The sequence below is a fragment of the Pseudomonas sp. Cab53 genome (assembly GCF_018325965.1).
In the GTDB taxonomy this organism is placed as follows: Bacteria; Pseudomonadota; Gammaproteobacteria; order Pseudomonadales; family Pseudomonadaceae; genus Aquipseudomonas; species Aquipseudomonas chlororaphis_E.
In genome coordinates, this window is sequence record NZ_AP021902.1 from 5,361,445 (window position 1) to 5,381,790 (window position 20,346).

At 59.4% G+C, this 20,346-nt stretch carries 15 protein-coding genes; 1 reads left to right on the top strand and 14 read right to left on the bottom strand.

Annotation, left to right across the window (positions count from 1 at the left end):
• Window positions 1-102: 102 nt before the first annotated feature.
• The gene (locus tag KI241_RS23520) at window positions 103-1,350 is read left to right on the top strand and encodes a TIGR03862 family flavoprotein (protein WP_152622897.1); all 1,248 of its coding nucleotides are present in this window, start codon (window positions 103-105) and stop codon (window positions 1,348-1,350) included.
• A 37-nt stretch (window positions 1,351-1,387) separates the two neighbouring features.
• Here the strand turns inward: KI241_RS23520 and KI241_RS23525 are convergent, their stop codons facing one another.
• The 14 genes from KI241_RS23525 to wbpA form a co-directional block, all read right to left on the bottom strand.
• The gene (locus KI241_RS23525) at window positions 1,388-2,614 is read right to left on the bottom strand and encodes a glycosyltransferase family 4 protein (RefSeq protein ID WP_042728442.1); all 1,227 of its coding nucleotides are present in this window, start codon (window positions 2,612-2,614) and stop codon (window positions 1,388-1,390) included.
• Window positions 2,611-3,837 (bottom strand): glycosyltransferase family 4 protein, encoded by a 1,227-nt coding sequence (locus tag KI241_RS23530; protein ID WP_161796093.1) that lies wholly within the window; start codon window positions 3,835-3,837, stop codon window positions 2,611-2,613. The genes KI241_RS23525 and KI241_RS23530 overlap by 4 nt, the downstream gene beginning before the upstream one ends.
• 4 nt (window positions 3,838-3,841) lie before the next feature.
• Window positions 3,842-5,761 (bottom strand): asparagine synthase (glutamine-hydrolyzing), encoded by a 1,920-nt coding sequence (asnB, locus tag KI241_RS23535; RefSeq protein ID WP_042728444.1) that lies wholly within the window; start codon window positions 5,759-5,761, stop codon window positions 3,842-3,844.
• Between the two features lie 60 nt (window positions 5,762-5,821).
• Window positions 5,822-7,045, bottom strand: a complete 1,224-nt coding sequence (locus KI241_RS23540) for a glycosyltransferase (protein ID WP_144419393.1) — start codon at window positions 7,043-7,045, stop codon at window positions 5,822-5,824.
• Between the two features lie 7 nt (window positions 7,046-7,052).
• Entirely contained in the window at window positions 7,053-8,024 is a 972-nt protein-coding gene (locus KI241_RS23545) for a hypothetical protein (protein WP_212803052.1), read from the bottom strand.
• A gap of 10 nt (window positions 8,025-8,034) precedes the next feature.
• A complete protein-coding gene (locus KI241_RS23550; protein WP_080922015.1) occupies window positions 8,035-9,072 on the bottom strand; it encodes an acyltransferase family protein in 1,038 nt (345 codons plus the stop codon).
• Between the two features lie 53 nt (window positions 9,073-9,125).
• A complete protein-coding gene (locus KI241_RS23555; protein WP_042728448.1) occupies window positions 9,126-12,446 on the bottom strand; it encodes a glycosyltransferase in 3,321 nt (1,106 codons plus the stop codon).
• Window positions 12,443-14,152, bottom strand: a complete 1,710-nt coding sequence (locus tag KI241_RS23560) for an ATP-binding cassette domain-containing protein (RefSeq protein WP_160310723.1) — start codon at window positions 14,150-14,152, stop codon at window positions 12,443-12,445. Before KI241_RS23560 ends, KI241_RS23555 begins: the two co-directional genes overlap by 4 nt.
• 64 nt (window positions 14,153-14,216) lie before the next feature.
• The gene (locus KI241_RS23565) at window positions 14,217-14,999 is read right to left on the bottom strand and encodes an ABC transporter permease (RefSeq protein WP_038859231.1); all 783 of its coding nucleotides are present in this window, start codon (window positions 14,997-14,999) and stop codon (window positions 14,217-14,219) included.
• Window positions 14,996-16,081: a UDP-N-acetylglucosamine 2-epimerase (non-hydrolyzing) gene (gene wecB, locus KI241_RS23570; protein WP_042728449.1), complete on the bottom strand. Its 1,086-nt coding sequence runs from the start codon at window positions 16,079-16,081 to the stop codon at window positions 14,996-14,998. The genes KI241_RS23565 and wecB overlap by 4 nt, the downstream gene beginning before the upstream one ends.
• Entirely contained in the window at window positions 16,078-17,169 is a 1,092-nt protein-coding gene (locus tag KI241_RS23575) for a DegT/DnrJ/EryC1/StrS family aminotransferase (RefSeq protein WP_042728450.1), read from the bottom strand. Before KI241_RS23575 ends, wecB begins: the two co-directional genes overlap by 4 nt.
• A complete protein-coding gene (wbpD, locus tag KI241_RS23580) occupies window positions 17,166-17,750 on the bottom strand; it encodes a UDP-2-acetamido-3-amino-2,3-dideoxy-D-glucuronate N-acetyltransferase (RefSeq protein WP_047736321.1) in 585 nt (194 codons plus the stop codon). The genes KI241_RS23575 and wbpD overlap by 4 nt, the downstream gene beginning before the upstream one ends.
• A gap of 101 nt (window positions 17,751-17,851) precedes the next feature.
• Complete coding sequence (locus KI241_RS23585; RefSeq protein ID WP_042728452.1) at window positions 17,852-18,799, bottom strand: Gfo/Idh/MocA family oxidoreductase; 948 nt, start codon at window positions 18,797-18,799, stop codon at window positions 17,852-17,854.
• A gap of 98 nt (window positions 18,800-18,897) precedes the next feature.
• Window positions 18,898-20,208 (bottom strand): UDP-N-acetyl-D-glucosamine 6-dehydrogenase, encoded by a 1,311-nt coding sequence (gene wbpA, locus KI241_RS23590; RefSeq protein ID WP_042728453.1) that lies wholly within the window; start codon window positions 20,206-20,208, stop codon window positions 18,898-18,900.
• Between the last annotated feature and the right edge of the window lie 138 nt (window positions 20,209-20,346).

Below are 20,346 nucleotides of genomic sequence, written 5' to 3' on the forward strand. Positions count from 1 at the left end.
CCCTGACTGTTTTTTGAGCACCTGCACCGGCATCTCCCGCTCCCACAGGATTTGCGTGCTGATAGAATGCCGCGCCTACTCACTTCTTTGTCAGCGCCCATCATGACCTCGACCGGCCCATCCCCCCCTCCAAACGTCACCATCATCGGCGGCGGCCCCGCCGGCCTGATGGCCGCCGAGGTATTGAGCCAGGCCGGGATCCAGGTCGATGTGTACGACGCCATGCCCTCCGTGGGTCGCAAATTCCTGCTGGCCGGTGTCGGCGGCATGAACATCACCCACTCCGAAGCCTTTCCGGCGTTCCTGGCCCGCTACGGCGAGCGCGCGGCGAACCTCGCACCGTTGCTGCGCAGCTTCGGTGCCGATGAGTTGTGCCGCTGGATCCATGAGCTGGGCATCGACACCTTTGTTGGCAGTTCCGGCCGGGTCTTTCCCACCGACATGAAAGCCGCCCCGCTGCTGCGGGCCTGGCTCAAGCGCCTGCGCGACGGCGGCGTGGCGATCCACACGCGCCATCGCTGGCTCGGCTGGAACGCCGACGGCAGCCTGAAGATCGCCTCGCCGGCAGGCGAACACGCCGTGCGCCCCGCCGCGACGCTGCTGGCGCTGGGTGGCGGCAGTTGGTCGCGCCTGGGCTCCGACGGCGCGTGGATGCTGCCCCTGGAACAACGGGGCGTCACCCTGGCGCCGCTGCAACCGAGCAACTGCGGCTTCGACGTCCAGGCCTGGAGCGAACTGCTGGTCAGCAAGTTCGCCGGTGCGCCGCTGAAGAACGTCGCCCTGGGCCTGGACGACGAGGTGCCGCGCCTCGGCGAATGTGTGATCACCGCCACCGGCATCGAGGGCAGCCTGGTCTATGCCTTGTCGGCGTCGATTCGCGAGGCCATCAACCAACACGGCAGCGCCACACTCCATCTGGACCTGCTGCCCGGCCGGCCTGTGGACAAAGTCCTCCAGGCCCTCGGCAAGCCACGCGGCTCACGCTCGATGGCCAAGCATCTGCACAGCCAGTTGGGCCTGGATGGGGTCAAGGCCGCACTGCTGCGCGAACTCACCCCCGCCGACGCCTTCGCCGACCCAGCACGGCTCGCCCAGGCAATCAAGGCCCTGCCCATCACCCTGGTCAAGCCTCGTCCGCTGGATGAAGCCATCAGCAGTGCCGGCGGCGTGGTGTTCAGCGGTCTGGACGAGAACCTGATGCTGAGGTCCGTTCCAGGGGTCTTCGTTGCAGGGGAAATGCTCGATTGGGAAGCGCCGACCGGCGGCTACCTGCTCACGGCATGCTTTGCGACAGGCTACCGTGCGGGGCTGGGCGTGCTGGATTGGCTCAGGAAGGGCACGGCATCCTGAGCCACTCGTTCACGCCGGGCAGGCCAGGCCTGGCAGCCTAGCCGACTGAAACAGCCTCGAGCAGCGCGGTCATTGCCGTTCGGCTTTGCACCGCATCGAAGTTGCTCTTTACATACTGCGCCCCACTCTGCCCCATCTTGTTGCGCAGAGGCTCATTGCGCATCAGGTCGGCAATGATGACTGAAAGTTGATGGCCATTGTTCGGCTCAAACACCATCCCGGCTTTCGCATCCTTGACGATCTCGGCAGCCTCTCCTTCGACACCGCACAACACGGGGCGACCGCAGGCCATGTAATCGAGCAGCTTCGTAGGGATGGCGCCCCTGAACAACGGAATGTCCTTCAAGGTGACGAGGCATACATCGGCGGCGTTGATGAAACCCCGCCCTTCGTGCTTGGACACCGGAGGCAGGATCAATACGTTATCGATGTTCAGCTCGGCAATCCGCTGCTCAAGGTAGGGCCGCTTCATGCCGTCACCGATCAACAGGAACAGCGTGTTTTCATCCTGGCACTGCACGGCGGCATCAATGACCACATCCAGGTTATTGGCTTCGCCCATGGCGCCGAAGTACAGGACGATATTGCGCCCCTCCCAACCGAAGTTGCGACGCACCACGCTTCCAGCTTCGGCGTCCGGATAGAGCATCTGGGTGTCGACACCACAGGTAATGACTTCCAGCTTGCTCGCAGGCCAGCCGCGCGCATGGATGTCATTGCGAATCCCCTGGGTCAGGGTGACGATGCGTTGCGCCTTGTCATAGAGCAACCGCTCCATCCAGGACATGATGGAAATGAGCAACCGATTGCGCAGGATCCCCATCTGCACGGCAGACTCCGGCCACAGGTCCCGGACCTCGAATACCAGCGGTATACCTCGCAGCTTGCACACCACCCACACGGGAAGCATGGGGAAGATAGGGGGTGAGGAGGCCAGCACGACATCCGGTCTTTCGGCCCGCAGAAGACCAAAGGGCGCTGTCACGGAGAATGAAAGGAAACTGATCAACCGCCCCAGATAACTGCGATGCAATTCACTGTAGGTGTAGGTACGAATGATCTTAACCAGGCCTTCTTTTTCCTTGAGGATCAGCCGCCGGTACCAAGGGAGTACCGGCGTGTCGCGCTGCATGTAACCGGTTTGCCCGGACACCACCGTCACGCTATGGCCCTCAGCCGCCAGATGCTGGGTCAGTTCGTACACCAGCGAATGCCCCGGAGACGAGTGCCCCTGATAGTACTGATAAACCACTGCGACTTTCATTTGAACGCCTTGTACAGTTGCTTGAGCCGCTCGCCTTCCTGCTGCCAGCTCAGCGCCTGGCGAACCACGGTGAGTTGCTCACGCCAGTGCTGCAGCCTTTGTCCATCGGCAAAAAAAGTCTCGATCATGCCGGCGATCGCCCGGGGCGTCGAAAGATCGCCCACGCAGCCGATCCGGTTTCCCTCCACCAGGCGGCGAAGTTCGGGCAGGTCGCTGGCCAGGATCGGCAGCCCCGCCGCCATGAATTCGAACAGTTTGTTCGGCGTGCAGTAATAGTTGTTCAAGCAGATCGGCTGGTAGGGGATGACACCCGCATCGGCCGAGGCCGTTATTGCAAGCAGATCCGCTTGGGCCACCGCCGGATGCAGGTGCACCCGTGCCGCCAGTCCTTTGCGCTCGACCAGGCGCTGCAGGCCCGTGGCAAGCTGACCGTCTCCCAGCAGGACCAGATGGATTGCGTCGCGGGGCAACAATGCCATGGCCTCGACCAGTTCAGGCAGATTGCGCCCGGCGGAAAAACCGCCCTGGAACAACAACACGCGATGCTCGCGGGGAATGCCAAAGCGCTCGTGCAAGTACCAGGAACGCTCGGTTTGCGGCTGGATACGCTCGGCATTGTGGATAACGGCCACTTCAGCCACCCCATAACGCGCCTCCAGCTCGCGGGCGATGGAGGGGTTGACGGTAATCACGCGATCACAGGCCTGTATATGCCGACGCTCGACCTGGGCCCAACTGGCGCGCTGTCCCCGAGAGAACTCCTGCTCGCTGTAGAGCTCATGGCTGTCGTAGACCAGGCGCGCCTCGAACGCTTCGGACAACGTGCGCCCCACCGCCAGCATCGGCAGATCGTGAGCCACCACCACCTGAGCCTTGTGTTGAAGCCCATCGGCCAGGAACAGGTTCAGGTAGAAACGCTCATGATCGACCAGGAAGCGCCAGGCAAGGGATTTCATGGCACGCATCAGGCGACCGTTCATCGGTAGATGCCGGCGCATCAGGCCATAGGCCTCGAGCACCCGATTTTCCTTGCGTGCAGTCGACTCGGTCTGGGCACCGATGCGCCGCACGCGGCGGTCATCCGTCCCCATGAGTTCATCCGCCGGCATGGCCAGGATCGTGACGTCCCAACCGTCCTCTTCCAGGCTGTCGGCTTGGAGAAGGATTCTTCGGTCAATCTGTCTGTCGTTACAGAGCATCAAGACCCGCGGGGCATTCGGCATGATTTCAGATACCACCCGGTTGCAGGTCTCCATCGATAAAGTTGCGATGCCAGAGCTCCATGCACAGCAACCCCCAGACGACCCGTCCGAACTCGCTTTCGCTGTTCAATGCCTTCTCGACGGATTGCGCGTTGTACAACCCGCGCGAGCGGGCTCGCTCGGACAGCAGCGTGTCGCGAACGAAATCGCGGGCAACGCCCTTGGTCCATTGCGTCAATGGCGTCGGGAAGCCCATCTTGTCCTTGCGCTCGAAAATGCTCTGCGGCACCGCGTTGCGTACGGACTCCTTGAACAGATGCTTCATGCGCCCGCCAGCAAACTTGATGTTCGGCGGAATGGTCGCCATGAACTCCACGATGCGGTGATCCAGCAGCGGCACACGCGACTCGATGGACGCCGCCATGCTGGTGCGATCTTCCACATGGAGCAACGCCGGCAAGGAGCCCTTGAGGTCGAAGTAGGTCATCTGGTTGACCAGGGAATGCAGGCCTTCGCGATTGAAGATTTTCTGATAGGACTCGAACGGCGAGTAGCCCTTGTCGAAGGCATCCGGGTTGAACAGGTGCGACATGCCTTCACTGCGATCGATCAAGCGGAAATAGCGCTGGTCGGTCGAGGCGAACAGCCCTTCGCGCCATAGCCCCTGCAACATTGGCTGGTACGTCTTGAGCAACGACAGGTTGGGGATGATCGATTCCAGCGAAACGGCATAGCGATGCTGGTTCGCCGTTTCATTGATCGCACCGGACAAGCACTTCTCCAGGTAGGCCGCCATGTAGCGGGCATACCCTACGAACAGCTCGTCACCGCCCTGCCCGCCCAGTACGACCTTGACCTGCTCGCCAGCCAGGCGCGAAACGTAATACTGTGGAATCAGGCCTGGGCCGGCAAGCGGCTCATCCATGAAGTGCATCAGCTTGGGGAGCAGGTCGGCCAGCTCGCTGCCCGGGATGTACACCTCGTTGTAGTCGGTACCGGCGAACGCCGATACAGCCTTGGCGTGCCCCGTCTCATCGAACTGCGGGCCTTCATGGAAAGCCCCGGTGAATGTCTTGAGCTGCTCGCCACCCAACATCCTCGACGCCAGGCACACGACTGCGCTGGAATCCAGGCCGCCGGACAAGTGCGCGCCCAACGGCACATCGGAGCGCAAGTGCATGCGCACCGAGTCTTCGATCAGGGCCGCGAGGTTATCGACGAAGTAACGCTCGTCATGGCGCTCGTCGATGTTGTATTGCAGATCCCAGTACTGGGAAGTCTTGATCTTGAGCTGGCTGCCCTCATACCAGGCGCTGAGGTGATAACCCGGCTCAAGCTTCTGGACACCTTTGAACAGCGTCTTCTCGTTCAGGCAAAACTGGAACGTCAGGTAATCCTGCAAACCGTCCGAATTGGACTCCGCCTTCAGGGAGCCATCGGCAAAGAGTGCCTTGATCTCGGAGGCGAACCCGAGTTTCTGGCCATCGAAATGGTAGTAGAACGGCTTGATGCCAATCCGATCCCGAGCGCAGAAAAGACGTTGTTCGAGGCGGTCCCAGATGGCAAAGGCAAACATGCCGATCAGGCGATCGACACAACGCTCGCCCCACTCGCGGAAGGCGTACAGCAACACTTCCGTGTCCGAGTAGTTGTGCAACGGGTGACCTCGACCGATGAGCTCGCGGCGCAACTCCAGGTAGTTGTAGATGGCGCCGTTGAAAACGATCGTGTAACGACCGTCCTCGGTGGTCATCGGCTGCTTGCCGTGTTCCGGGTCGATAATTGCCAGGCGCCGATGTCCCAGCGCCACAGGCCGAGCAGGATCAAGCCAGGTGCCCTCGCCATCGGGGCCACGGTGACGAATGGCGTCCATCATCTTCATGACGGAGCCACGCATCGACTCTGGCGTTCCTGAAACCGCTACGATCCCTGCAATCCCACACATAAAAAACCATCCTGCCCTAAACAAACAATAACTGACGCGTCGTTCAAATTTTCTAAGAAGTCAGCCCGTAACCCGTTGATAGATATTCAGCAACTTTTCACCTTCCACGTCCCAATTGATCGCTTCCCGGGCTTTCTTCGCCCCGTCTTTCAGCGCCGCCATTTTCGCTGAGTCGCCGAACAATTGGTTGACCGCACTTGCAATGGCCTCGGCAGAATTCAAGTCCGCCAGCAAACCGTTGCCATAAGTAGCGACGATATCGTGAAGGAATGGCAAGTCGTTACTGATGAAAGGCAACTCGGCGACCGCAAACTCGAACAACTTGTTGGGGCTGCAGAAGTAATTATTCTCGTCGACGCCATGGTAGGGAATGATGCCCAGGTCGGCGTCGCAGGTCAGTTCGTGCAGATCATCCGACGGCACCCCGCCATAAAAGAACACCCGATCTCCGAGGTTTCGCTCCATGACCAGTTTTTTCAAGGTGTCCTCGAATGCACCGTATCCCACAAGCACGAGATAAGTGTTGGCGGCAAAGTTGGCCGCCGCCTCGACGATGCGCTCAATGCCCCGATTGTCGGAGATCCAGCCCTGGTACAGCAGAATGTTGTCATCGGGCGCAAGACCGAAGCGCTCGCGCAGCAAGGACGTCGACGCCACCGGCACCTTGGGCGCCGCGTTCATGATGACGTGCGGGGCCGTGACGGCGTAGCGCTCGGCCATCAGCTTGGCAATGTACGGGTTGACGGTAATCGCTGCATCGACCTGTTTGATCAGCCGCGATTCCTTTTTCTTGTACTTTCTCTGGGTGGCCTCGGGCAGTTGCACCTGGGCGTAGTACAGTTCGTGGGCATCGTAGATCAGCGGAACCTTGCGCATCTTCGCCAATTCGACGGCCGGCGCCAGCATGGGAAAGTCATGCACGTGCAGCACATCGACCTGGTATTCCGTCATTCGATCGAGAATGAACTGCTCGAAGCTGTTCAAGCTCGCCACACGGTTGGCCCAGGCCCGGAACAAGCGCCAGGCCCGGTTATAAGTGCTCGAGCCTGGTTGCAGGTTATAGCGACGTGCCAGGGCTGAAAACCGCGAATCGCCCCAATCGAACATGAACCGCTCGATCTTTATGCCATTGTGCGAGTAAGACTCGCGCTGCGGACATTCGAAACCCGCCAACAACGTCACTTGGTGGCCCTGCTCAACTAATGTCTGGGCTTCCTGCAGAATCCGCCGATCGATCATCAAATGATCGGCTGTTGTCATCAAAATATTCATGCGCCGTTGCAATCCCGATTCATTGACACTGGGTCAAGTTCAACTTGCTGGTCAAGTTGCCGGCATCGTAACTGGCAACGCCAATTTGCCCGCCCTGCTCGACGCCATGCGCTTCAATACCGTTGTAATAGATGGTTGGCGAGTCGGCCTCTTCAAAGAAGTACATGCCGTACTTCAAGCCATCCCACGCTTTCCCGGTATTGTCCTTGAACGTGAACACCGGCTCCTGGCTTGCCGCAACGAGCTTGTCCGATGCATTGAAGCAATAGGCATCCCAACTGTTCGGGGTTTCCACGAAGAGCACAGGCTTGTCATTGACGTGGACAACACCCAATGTGTAGATCCCACTGTCCGGGTTCAACACCACAGTGCTCGGTCCCACGCCGCCATCGGCCTTCAGTTCGGCCGCCTTGATCGTATTGTTCCCGTTGACCGTGGAGGTGTAGACGATCGTGTCGCGCCCATTGTGCTTGAACACAACCGGGTCAAGGGCACTGTCGCCCAACAGTTTCTTGGGGGTCTCCCAACGAAGGCCATTGGCGCTGGTGGAACGATAGATCGCCGAGTAGGAGGCCGAACCATCTTCGGTCACGGAAAAGAACAGCTCATAGCGGGTTGCACCGTTTACCAGGTTCTTCCTGACAAACGGAAAAGCGTAGGCGCCTTTGAATGGAAGCAGCTTTTCGTCGAAGATGTTGCCCTGCTTGACGTAGTCGGTGTCGTTCTGCGCGGTGGCCAGCTTGATCCTCCAGCGATGATCGTCGCCATACCCGGAGTACAGCATTGCGTTCGCATCGCCGACCTTGAAGACCGAAGGGTATTCGACATGCAGGGAGTCTTCCGACCCCGGCTGGACACGCACGACCGGCTCGCTGCTCCAGTTAAAGACACCACCGAACAGCAAGTTGTTTTTCCATGCATACCCCAAACCGGCTACTGCCACGACGGCAGCCGAAGCAAGTATCACGGCACGGCTCTTAGAGTTACTCACTTGCACACCCTTAAAATAAACGACGAATAAAGGAAATCCTGTACAGCAACCAGGCTGTGGCAAAAGCACAGAGGGTCGTCAGCACGAAGGTCAATGGCACTTCTATCAATGGCCTCATCAACGAGGGAGAGACCTTGGCGTATTGCGAGCGCAACAATTCCATGAAAATCGGATGGAGGATGTAGACCAGCAGCGTCAGCGGAGCCAGCCGCTTGAGCCCGGGAATCCTGACTTTTTGCGCGACTTGCAGGCTCAACCCCCAGACACCGATGGACATGGCGAAAACCGTCGGGCTGAAATAGCTGAAGAAGTACAGCTTCCACGTGTAGGCACTGCCAAAACCGTAGGCCAGCGCGAAGGTCCCGACCACCGTGACCAGGTAACCCAACCAGGCGATCATCGCGTAAGGCAGGTTGGGTCGAAACTTGTACAGGTAATACCCCAGCAGGAAGTAACTGATATACGACCAGGAGAAACTACCGCCATTGGGCGTGTACGTGCGGGAAAACGTGCTCCAGGCAAAGGTCACCATGGTCAGGGTGCACGTGGCGATGACCGCGTTGCGCAGGTCTTTCTCTTGCATGTTGACCACGGCCTGGGACAGCGGTGGCGCGATCAGGTAAAGCCCGATGATCAGGTAGAAGAAGTGCAAGTGGTAATACGGCTGCCCCAGGACAATGGCTCTCAAGAACGCGGTCCAGACAAAGGCCTGCTGGAAATACTTCATCCATAGGGCATAGATCACCGAAGAGATGAACAGCACAGCCAGCATGCGCGGCACGCGGGAGGTCAGAATATGGCGATAGGTTGTCTTGGCATTGCCGAGGATCAGCACAGCGCTCAGCATCACGAACACCGGCACGCACCAGTGAGTTAACGAGCTGACGGCGTCACCGAGAAACCAGGCCCACATGCTCAATTCGCCCTGCATGTAGATCGGCCGCGCGGAAACGTGCAGCAGCACTACGGCCAGGCAAGCGACCACCCGCACAAAATCCAGGTTCGAATCATGCGCCCGCACGGGCGAACCTGTTATGACTTGATTCATTGAACGAAAGCATCCCTGTTGAATTATTTGTAAGTCAGCACGCTGATGGACATCTAGCGCTTGCGGTTTTCCATCGAGGCCGAGTACACGTTCGCGATTTCCTGGGCAATGCTGGCGCTGGAGAACTTCAGCTCCGTCACTTTCCGGATGACCCGACTGTTGAAGGTTTCCCGTTGGCGAGCCATCGTCAGCATCCCCTGGGTCAACTCATCAACGCTCATCCCCACGACATGCCCCAGCTGTGAATGCGAAACGATCTCGGCAGGGCCGCCGCAGCGAGTGGTGAGCACCGGCCTGCCGCAACTCATGGCTTCGATCGCCACCACGCCAAACGTCTCGCTTTCACTGGAGATCACCAGGAAATCGCATTCACGGTAGTAATCGACCAATTGCGTGCGGCTGGCGCGTCCGGAGAACTCCACGGCGTGCCCGATGCCAAAGCTGTCCACCAGGGCTTGGGCGTCCTCGAGTCCTTCCCCGCTGCCCGCCAGGCGCAGGCGCAGGCGCGGTTCCGACTGGAGCGCTACGGCGAAGGCTTCCAGCAGTACCGGGACTCGCTTGACGGGCACGAAGTGACCGACCCACAACAAATGGATCAATTCGTCGCGCGTGACCGCTTGTTCGCCAAACAGCTCGGTATCGACCAGGTTGGCGATCACTTGCGTATGGACACCCGCCTTGAGCTTGACCTCCCGACGCATGTCCGAGAGCAACGCCGAACTGACCGCGATCACCTTGTCAGCCGCGTTCAGGGCCTTTTGCGTCATGCGGCGCAAGTAGCGCGTACGGGTCAAGGTCGTGAAAGGTCCGGTGTGTTCGGTAATGACCAACGGTACGTTCAGCTTGCTGGCCAGGCGGCGACCAGCGGTGCCGTCGGTGTAGGCGGTGTGGGCATGGATCAGTTCGAAATCGAAGTCTGCCCGCAACCACTCGGCCTGGCGTAGCAACCCATGGGAGTAAGTCGTGGCATGGGCCTGGAAAGGCAGCAGTGAACTGACGATATAGGGGAAGCGGATCAGCGGCACGCCTTCATGCTCCTCCCAGCCACTGATTTTCTGGGCCCGGTAGATATTCAGCGCACGCCTGATCGCCTTGGGGTTGACGGTGTTGATCCAGAACGGCTCGCCGCTGACCACGCGGGCGTCGATGCCCTGGGCCCTGAGGGCCTTGACCTGCTCATGGACAAAAATCCCGCCAACCATGTTGTATTCGCGAGGATACATATGCGACAGCACCAGGACCTTGCGTGGCTGGTTCACCTCCCTGTGCAGGCCTTCCCCCAGGCGGATATGCAACGCATCGACCAACATCTGGTATTCGGTTTTCTCCTCCACCAGGCCGTTGATGGTCATGCCCAGGCTCTTGACCTTGGCCTCCAGCATTTCACGCTGGCTTTCCAGGCGCTCGGACAAGTCATTCAAGTGCTGCGTAACACGGTGTTTTTCTGCCAATTCGTGAGAACGCGCCGAAACTTCCATGTTCAGACTTTCCAACTCCAGGCTCAACGTGGTTTTTTCCAGCGCCAGAACTTCGATCCGCTCAACGGCGTTCTGGTATTCAAGCGCGATGATCTGTGCCTGATTGACTTGCGACTCAAGCGCTTCGATCGTCATGGTCAGGTCGTGCTGCCTGAGTTCGAGTTCGCTGTTTTTCTCGATCCAGTGTTCTTTTTGCAGCAGCGCCGAGTCATACAGGCCCTGCAGGCTCTTCAACTGCTGATCACGCGACTGGAGCTCACGCTCGAGGGCATCTCGCCGAGCTTCGAGTTCATTGGCAAGGTGGCTCAGTTGTTCAACCTTGAGCGTGAGTTGCTGAATCTCGAACCGATAGGCTTCACCGTGGTGCCGAGTCCCGTCGAGCTCGGCCTGCAGGTTCGCTATCTGCGAGCAAAGCCGTTCGTTCTCGCTCGCCAGCGCCTCGACACGAACTTCGCCGTTGCTGATCAGTACTTCCTGGGCCGAGGCCCTTTCGCTGAGTTGGGTGTAACGGTCTTCCAACTCGGCGCGCTTGTCCTCGAGTTCATTGGCCAGTGTGTTGACCCTGGCCATCGCCTGGGTCTGCTCGAGCAGCGCTCGTTCTTTTTCCTGAAGCTTGTCCTCAAGGGCCGAGCGCGTAATCTCCAACTGCTCGGTCAGGGCCGAGAACCTGCTTGCCTCTTCACGCATTTGAGCGACGCTGGGATCATCGCCCAGGCAACAGGCAATGATCTTGCGCTGATCGGCCTCCTCGAACGTCATCTGCAATTGCAAGTCGGCGCTGGGGTGAAGCATGCGCAGGATGCAGCCATGGGGACCGAACGGAACCGGGGCCAGCTGATAGGTCCCGGTCTCATTGTCCCGAGGGCAGCTGACGTAGCGCCCGCGAACGTGATCGTAAACCTCAAGGGATTCCAGTTCGCCCACTTCCACCTGCACCGATTCGGGACGCCGGGGAACCGTGACTATGCCGTAATCGGCGTCGCTCTGGATACGGTAGACGCTGCGCGGATAATTGAACGGATTGTCCCGCAGGGCCAGACTGGACAATGCGAAACCCGATTCATCGAAGGATGCGTCACTATCGGGCGTGGCCCAGTGGCTTGTCGCCGCCGCGCCGCGCTCGAACAACACCAGAATTTCACTGGTGTCGGGCATCCTGCGCAGCCCTTGCGCCGACTGCATCGCCTGCAACGCCTCGAAACGGCGCTGCACCATCAGGGCGGAGCTCGACCGCTCCACGGGCCCGCGGCGGGTGGAGCAATGAGGGCAGATACCGTCCTCGAACGGGTAATCCAGGCCCGACAAGGCACGCGACGCCTCGACTATCTTGGGGTCTTCAAACGTCCACGACTCACCGGAAAACCGTACGTCCACCGCCGAGAATACCGGGGCGAACAGCGATATCGCGTCCTCCAGCGTATAGCTGCGCTGATGCAGATGGGCGTGATAACGCGTGCCACACGCCGGGCAGGTGATTTCGGCCGCCTCGAGCAGCTCGCGGTAAGGAACCGCCACCAGGATATAGCGTGCCGATACCCGGGCAATCTCGGCCAGGGCCTGAGCATAGATGGAGTCGGGCAAATGCTCGATCACATCGCTGGAAAGCGTCAGGTCAAAACTGCGGTCGCCAAACGGGATCGCACACAAGTCGGCCACCAAGGCGGGCGCTTGCACGCGCTTGACCGCAGCCTCACTGATATCGCAGCCCACTACGTCCCAGCGTGGCACCAGTCGATTGGTCACGGTACCGTTGCCACAACCGGCGTCGAGAATGGTGTTTACCGAATCGGGGATCAGTTCGATCAGATCCTCGGCAACGGCGACCTGCTCGGAAACCGCGTTGCGGCTCCACAGGTCGGCCTGGGCAAAATAACTGATCTCGGAACGCTTACTCATTCAACGGATTCCAGATTGACCCATTCCACCGGGTGCACGACCAAACCGCGCTCCATGCGCACATCCAAAGGCGCCGTCACACGAATGCGGTATTGACGATCATGGACGTCCAGCGGGTGTTCGCCGCTCGCCTGGCTCTCGGTCATGCCATCGAAAATACCCACGGAGATCACGTAGTCCCCCACGCCGACCATCAGCGGGTCGAACTGCGCCTTGACCAGCCCCGTGCGTCGGTCCCGCGTGGACGAAATGAACGGCGACACAACCTGCGCCACGCAGCGCCCGTCCATGCCATAGATGCAAATGATGAACGACATACAGGGGATATCGACCTTGGCACCCCATTTCACGTGGACGTAAAGTGGCTCGCCGAAAGAGAACACGCGCCGTGACTCTTGATGCCGATCCAGAAAGTCGACGCCGTCGATCCAGGCACTGCCTTCGCCGTATTCAAAATCGGACCGCTCGGCCACGGCCGGAGCATTGTCGGTTGCCGAAGGCACGAAGGAGCTGAGAGCAAAACGCTGGCTGATCATCTGCCCATTCTCGGCAGCCGGCTCCAACGTGCCGATGGTGATGTATTCCAAGCCATCGAATATCTGGCAGTAGACCGTTTCGCCCGCCCCCGTGCCGGTGTGCCGGATGGTCACGGCAAACTCACCCAACTCGCCCAGCCCCAACGGGACCTTGATGCTGACGGGGGCATGCTTGTATTGCCCGCCACAGTCCTTGAACTCCCGGTAGCTGATCCCTTCGGAGGTCTTGCTTGGCGCCCCCCAGTTCATGTAGCCATGGGCGGTCAACAGGTGCAGCCGTTGGTTACGGTCATCGTCCAGGGCTTCTCCAACCAGCACGTTGTCGATGACTTCACCCTTGTGCTCGAGCGTCATCTCGAACACCGCCAGGGGAGTTGTCGGCGCATCGTCGGCAGCGGAGATGAAACGCAGCACCGACACGCGGTCGACTTCGGTGTCGGTCAGCAATTCACTGACATCCCCACGACTGAGCTTCAGGTTGATCGCCCTCAGGCGCAGCTCTTCCTGCTTGCGGATGGACGCCGCATAGGAGCGGCCGATCTCGATCGGGTCGCCATCGGCGACAATCCTGCCGCGTTCGACCCAAATGGCGCGATCACAGATCATCTGCACGGCGGACATATCGTGGGAAACGAACAAGACGGTAGAACCTTCCGCCGTCAAGGTACGCATCCGCTTGGCGGACTTGCCGGCAAAATACGAGTCACCGGCGCCAAGAATCTCATCGATGATGAGGATTTCCGGGCGTATGGCCGTGGCTGCCGCAAAGGCCAGTCGCGAGTACATGCCGGATGAATAAGTCTTTACCGGCTTATCGATGAATTCCTCGAGCTCAGCGAACTCCAGCACATCGTCAAGCAGTTTCCTGGCACGAGCCCCCGTCACACCCTGGTAGGCGAAAGACGACATGACGTTGGTGCGACCGGTGAACTCGGGGTGGAACCCCGTCCCCAGCTCCATCAACGCCTGGACTTTGCCACGTACCTTGACCGTGCCTTCGGTCGGCTGGATGAGCCCGGCGATCAGCTTGAGCATCGTACTCTTGCCGGCACCGTTGCGCCCCACCAGCCCCACGCGTTCCCCGGGCTTGATCGTCAACGACAGGTTGCGCACCGCCCAGAACTCGTCGTAGGTCGACCGGGCCACGGGAAAACCCAGCGCCTCAACCATACGATGGCGTGGCGAACGGAAAATCCGGTACATCTTGGCGATGGAGGCTAGTTCAATGATCGGCTCAGACATAATCGGCAAATAACGGCTTCAATCGCGAAAAGACAAATCCACCCAAGAAGAAAGTGGAGAACGAAATGACGGTGAAAATGGCCAGCAGCCCAGGCTTGATGACCCCGATGAACGCCGCATCCCGATACAGCATGATCAGGTAGTACAACGGGTTGGGGTACATGAAGGGAATGAGCTCCTTGGGGATCATTTCCTGCGTATAGGCGATAGGCGATACCAGCATCAGGAACAGGATAAGCACCGCGACCATCTGACTCAGGTCGGGAACGAACACATTGATCGCCGAGAGTATCCAGATCAGGCCCACCGTGAAGATGATCTGCAGCACCAATATCAAGGGGATCGCCAACTGCGTGGAATGGACGATGCCACGACTCCACAACACCATCAGCAACATCACCAGCCCCACCAGCATCGTCACGCTGCTGGCCAGGACGGTCTTGACGGGAATCAGGTCGATCGGGAACAGCGTGTTCTTGATCAGCCCCTTGTTGCCAAGTACCGATCCCACCCCGCTGCCCAGTGCCTCGGAAAAACCGAGAAAGGGCACCAGGCCACAAAATATCAGCAGCACGTAGTCGAAGGTGCCGAACTCCGCGACCCGTACACGATAGATCATCGTGTAGACCACGGCATACAGGCCGAGGAACAGCAACGGGTAGAGGAAGATCCACGCGACACCAAAGATCGTGCCGATGAAGCGGCTGCGTATATCGGTCAAGGTCGTCGCCCACAACACGTGGATGTGACGCCAGATGATTGAAATCGGATTCATGGCCGGGTGCTTTCCAGGATAGCGACGATGCGTGCGGCGGCGGTACCGTCGCCGTAGACATCTGCCTGGCCTTCAGGGATAGACCGGTTGGCCATTGCCGTTTTAATCGCATTGCGATTGGCACCGACCAACTGGTTGAAGCCCAGCTCGACAGTTTCGACCCATTCCGTTTCATCGCGCAGGGTGATGCACGGCACCCGGTAGAAATAGGCCTCTTTCTGCACGCCGCCCGAGTCGGTCAGGATCACGTTGGCCGCCTGCTCAAGGGCAACCATGTCCAGGAACGGCAACGGGTCTACCACCTTGATGGTGCTCAGGTGATGTTCCAATGCATGGGTCTTGAGCAGGTTGCGCGTACGTGGGTGCAGCGGCAGAACGACCGGCATCTGCGCGGCAATGTCGGCCAGAGCGGCCATGATTTCACCCAGGCGCTGAGGATCGTCGGTGTTTTCAGCACGATGGCATGTCGCCAGCGCAAAAGCCCCCTCCTTCAAGCCCAGCTGCGCCATGACCTGGCTTTGCGCCTTGGCGCGCTCGCGGTAGAACAGCGCCACGTCGTACATGACGTCGCCGACGTTGTGCACCCCTTCGCGGAGCCCTTCCTTGGCCAGGTTATCGACGGCCAGGGCCGTGGGGCACAGCAGCAGCGTCGACACCCGGTCGGACAGGATACGGTTGACCTCTTCCGGCATGCGCATATTGAACGAGCGCAACCCTGCCTCGACATGGGCGACGGGAATGTGCAGCTTCGCTGCCGCCAGCGCGCCCGCCAATGTCGAGTTGGTATCACCGTAGATCAACACCCAATCCGGTTTTTCCTCAAGGAGGATCTGCTCGATCCCTTCAAGCATCCGCCCCGTCATCACGCCATGGGTCCCACCGGACACTTCAAGGTTGTACTTGGGTGCCGGGATCTCCAGTTCGTCGAAGAAAACCTGGGACATGTTCGGGTCGTAATGCTGCCCGGTGTGCACCATGACTTCCACCAGGCGTTCCGGATGCTTGAGGATTTCCCGGGAAACCGCCGCGGCCTTGATGAATTGTGGACGAGCGCCAACGATGGTTACGATCTTGCAGGTCATACGCGAAGGCTCTCTTTCAAGGTGTCGACAATAAGGCGCTGGGAAGGCTCATCGAGGTAGGGGTGCATGGGCAGGCTCATGACGCGGGCGGCGATCGCATCGCCGACCGGCAGGTGTGCCTGCTCGTCCCGGACCGCGGGTTGGCGATTCAGGGGGATGGGATAATGCACGGCCGTAGGGATGCCGGCACTCGCCAGGTGTTTCTGGACAGCATCGCGCGAAGCCACTTGCACCGTGTACTGGGCCCAAGCACTCTGGCTGGTCGCCGCCACGAACGGAGCGGCGATGTCGGCCTGCTCCAGCAATCGGGCATAACGTTGCGCGACGTCCTCGCGCTGACGCAGCTCGGTCTCGAACACGTCCAGCTTGGGCAGCATGATCGCCGCCTGCAGCGTGTCCAACCGGCTGTTCACGCCGACGCGAACATGGTGGTAGCGACGGTCCTGGCCATGCCGGGCGATCTGCCGCAGCACCTTGGCCAGGTTCTCATCGTTGGTGAACATCGCACCGCCATCGCCGTAGCAGCCCAAGGGCTTGCTCGGGAAAAAACTGGTGCAGCCAATGGTGCTCAGGTTGCAGGAGCGCTTGCCTTTATAAAGCCCGCCGAAGCTTTGCGCGCCATCCTCGATCACCGGGATGCCATGCCGGGCTGCGATGGCATTGATCGCGTCGAAGTCGGCGCACTGGCCGTACAGCGAGACCGGGATAATCGCTTTCGTTTTCGGCGTAATGGCCGCTTCCAGCAGCGCGGGATCCAGGTTGTAGGTCTTGGCGTCGACATCGACGTAGACCGGCTTCGCTCCGAGCAAGGCAACGGTCTCGGCCGTGGCGATATAGGAAAATCCCGGAGTGATGACCTCATCGCCCGGGCCAATGCCGAGCGCCATCTGCGCGATCTGCAGGGCATCGGTCCCATTGGCGACGCTGATGCAGTATTTGGCGCCGGTAAAGGCTGCCAGGCGCTCTTCAAGCTCATTCACTTCAGGGCCAAGGATGTATTGCCCATGGGCCATGACACGCTGGACAGCCGCGTCGATTTGCACCTTGATCAGCGCCTGCTGAGCCTTGAGGTCAATGAACTCGATCACTGCTTGTTCTCCTTTTTAAGCACATTCCCACTGAGCACATACGTGGCCCCGGAATGGGCGCACGGCGCAGAGCCTTCTCCGCTCAACGGCAAGTCCAGCTGCTCGCCGAACTCGCTCATCCAACCGATCTGCCGGGCAGGGACACCGACCATCAGGGCATAGGCGGGTACATCACGATTGATCACCGCACCGGCTCCCACGAAAGCGTAATCGCCAATGGTCACACCGCAGACAATCGTGCAGTTGGCTCCCAGCGTCGCGCCCTTCTTGATCAGGGTGTCGCGGTATTCGTTTTTTCGCTCAATGAGCGAACGGGGGTTGTAGACGTTGGTGAACACCATGCTCGGTCCACAAAAAACGCCCTCTTCAAGGGTGACGTTATCGTAGACGGAAACATTGTTCTGGATCTTGCAGTGGTCGCCGATCACCACCTTGTTTCCGACAAACACATTCTGGCCAAGCGAAACGCCGCGACCGATGCGCGCGCCACCGCAGACGTGGACAAAGTGCCAGATACGGGATTGCTCGCCGATCTGGGCGCCATCATCGATGATCGCACTGGGATGCTGGTAGTAGTTCACGTTTGAGTCCTGATGTACGTCATGGTACGCATATACAAAAACAGCGGGTTACCGCAATGCTGGCAACCTGCTGTTTCATGTTGCCACCATGTTCCCTGGGCTTACTTCAGCCCTGCTACGAACGGGTGACCTTCGCCTTCTTGGGCGCGAGTCGGGGTCAAGGTGCGAATGGTCTCCACCGTTTCAACACAGTGCCGCGCATCTTCGATGCCGTAGCCTTTGCCATCCAGGACCGCCTGGTAGCTGACCGTGTGCAGGTCGGTGAAGCCTTCGGAGAACTCGATTTCCTCGCCATCACACGTAATGGAGCGGTACGTCGGTTTCTTGCCCTTCACGGACGCCGGCAGGTCATCGGCGTCGATGGAAAGGAACCAACGCACACGGGCATTTTCGTATTCCAGATAGCCAGCCGCCTTGAAATCGTTGGCGTAGTGAACGACGTTACGCTGCAATTTGCCGAAGATGAAATGCAGCATGTCGTAGAAGTGCACGCCAATGTTGGTGGCAACGCCGAACGACTTGCGAGGGTCGCCTTTCCAGCTTTCCATGTACCACCGGCCCCGGCTGGTGATGTAGGTCAGGTCGACCTCATGCTTGTGGGCGCGCTTTTCGACCTGGACCCGATTTTTCAGGTCGATGATGGCCTGGTGATGACGCAGTTGCAGGATGTTCCACAGGCGCTTGCCCGTCTCCCGCTCGGTCAGGCTCAGGTCGTCGAGCATGGCGGTGGTCGGCACCAGCGGCTTTTCGCAGATCACGTCGCAGCCCAGGCGCAGCCCCGCGGTGATATGCGGATGATGCAGGTAGTTGGGGGAGCAGATCGAAACGAAATCCAGCGCCGTGGCAGGATCGCGCTTGAGCCGCCAGGCGTAGTCATAAAAGCGCTCGAATTCTGTGAAGAACTCGCTTTGTGGCGACAGGCTATCGATGATCCCGACCGAATCATTGATGTCGTAGGCGCAGACCAACTCGTGACCGGTGTCTTTGATAGCGCGCATATGGCGCGGGGCGATATAGCCGGCAGCACCGATAAGAGCAAAACGTTTCATGGAAAGACCTCAAAAAAGGGGTATTGCCTCGAAGCGGGACCGGCAGGCGGGGCAAGCGCAAGCCCGCTTTCTGCTGGTCCGACCCTGTAGACCGGCTGTCAGGCCTTGATGATATGTGCCGCGGGCGTACGGTACTTGCCACGGCTGTCAACGATCAGGCGAGCGGCGTCCTTGATCAGCTCGTAGTCGAACTTCTCATGGTCTGTGGCGAGAATCACTGCGTCGAACGACGCCAGGTTATCCGCCGTGAGCGGCTCACTCGACAGCGTGAAATGGTGCTCACGCATCTTGGGGAATACCGGGACGTGCGGGTCGCTGTAGGCAACGACGGCGCCCTTGGCTTCGAGCAGCTCCATGATTTCGACCGATGGCGACTCGCGCATATCATCGACGTTCTTCTTGTAGGCAATCCCCAGGACCAGCACTCGGCTGCCTTTGAGGGCCTTGCCTTCGTTGTTCAATCCGTCCATCAACTTGCCGACCACATACTCCGGCATGGCCTGGTTGACTTCGCCGGAAAGCTCGATGAAGCGCGTATGCAGGCCATACTCGCGAGCCTTCCACGTCAGGTAGAACGGGTCGATCGGGATGCAATGGCCGCCCAACCCGGGCCCAGGATAATACGCGGTAAAACCGAAGGGCTTGGTGGCCGCGGCGTCAACCACTTCGAAGATGTCGATGCCCATGCGATCGGCCACGACCTTCATCTCGTTCACCAGACCGATGTTCACCGCGCGATGGATATTCTCCAGCAGCTTGGTCATCTCGGCGGCTTTGGTGGAACTGACCGTCACGACCTGGTCGATGGCCTGCTCGTAAAGGGCGATACCGACCTGAAGGCAGTTAGGTGTGTGGCCACCGATGACCTTGGGAATGGTACGGGTTTCAAAATCGGGATTGCCCGGGTCTTCTCGTTCGGGGGAGTAGACCAGGAAGATGTCTTCGCCAGTGACCAGGTTGCCTTCCTCGACGCGAGGCAGGAGCTCTTCCTCGGTGGTGCCCGGGTAAGTGGTGCTTTCCAGCGAAACCACCTGACCGGCGCGCAGATAAGGCTTGATGGCGTCGGTGGTGTTGATCACGAAGCTCATGTCCGGCTCGCGATATTTGTTCAGCGGCGTCGGCACGCACAGAATGAGCGCATCACATTCGCTGACCTTGCTGAAATCGCTCGTCGCCATGAAGCCCGTCGCCCGTGCTTGGGCGATATGGCTGCTGGCAATGTGCTCAATGTAGCTCTGGCCCGCATTGAGTTTGGCCACTTTATCGGTATCGATATCGATTCCCAGGACGCGGAAACCGATAGCGTTGTAGCGAAGCATCAACGGCAATCCGACGTAACCCAGGCCTACGATCCCGATTACCGCATCCTTACTCTTGAATTTAGCAATACTTGCTTCGACCACACCCATCTACCCAACCACTCCCAACAAAATGAAGAACTCCATATGTACGACATGTTACCAAGGCGTGGCCGCCTGCTCATAGGACAAATCCCGATCTTTGCAAAAGTCAGGAAAATTCCTACGATCTGGTCGCACACGATCAGC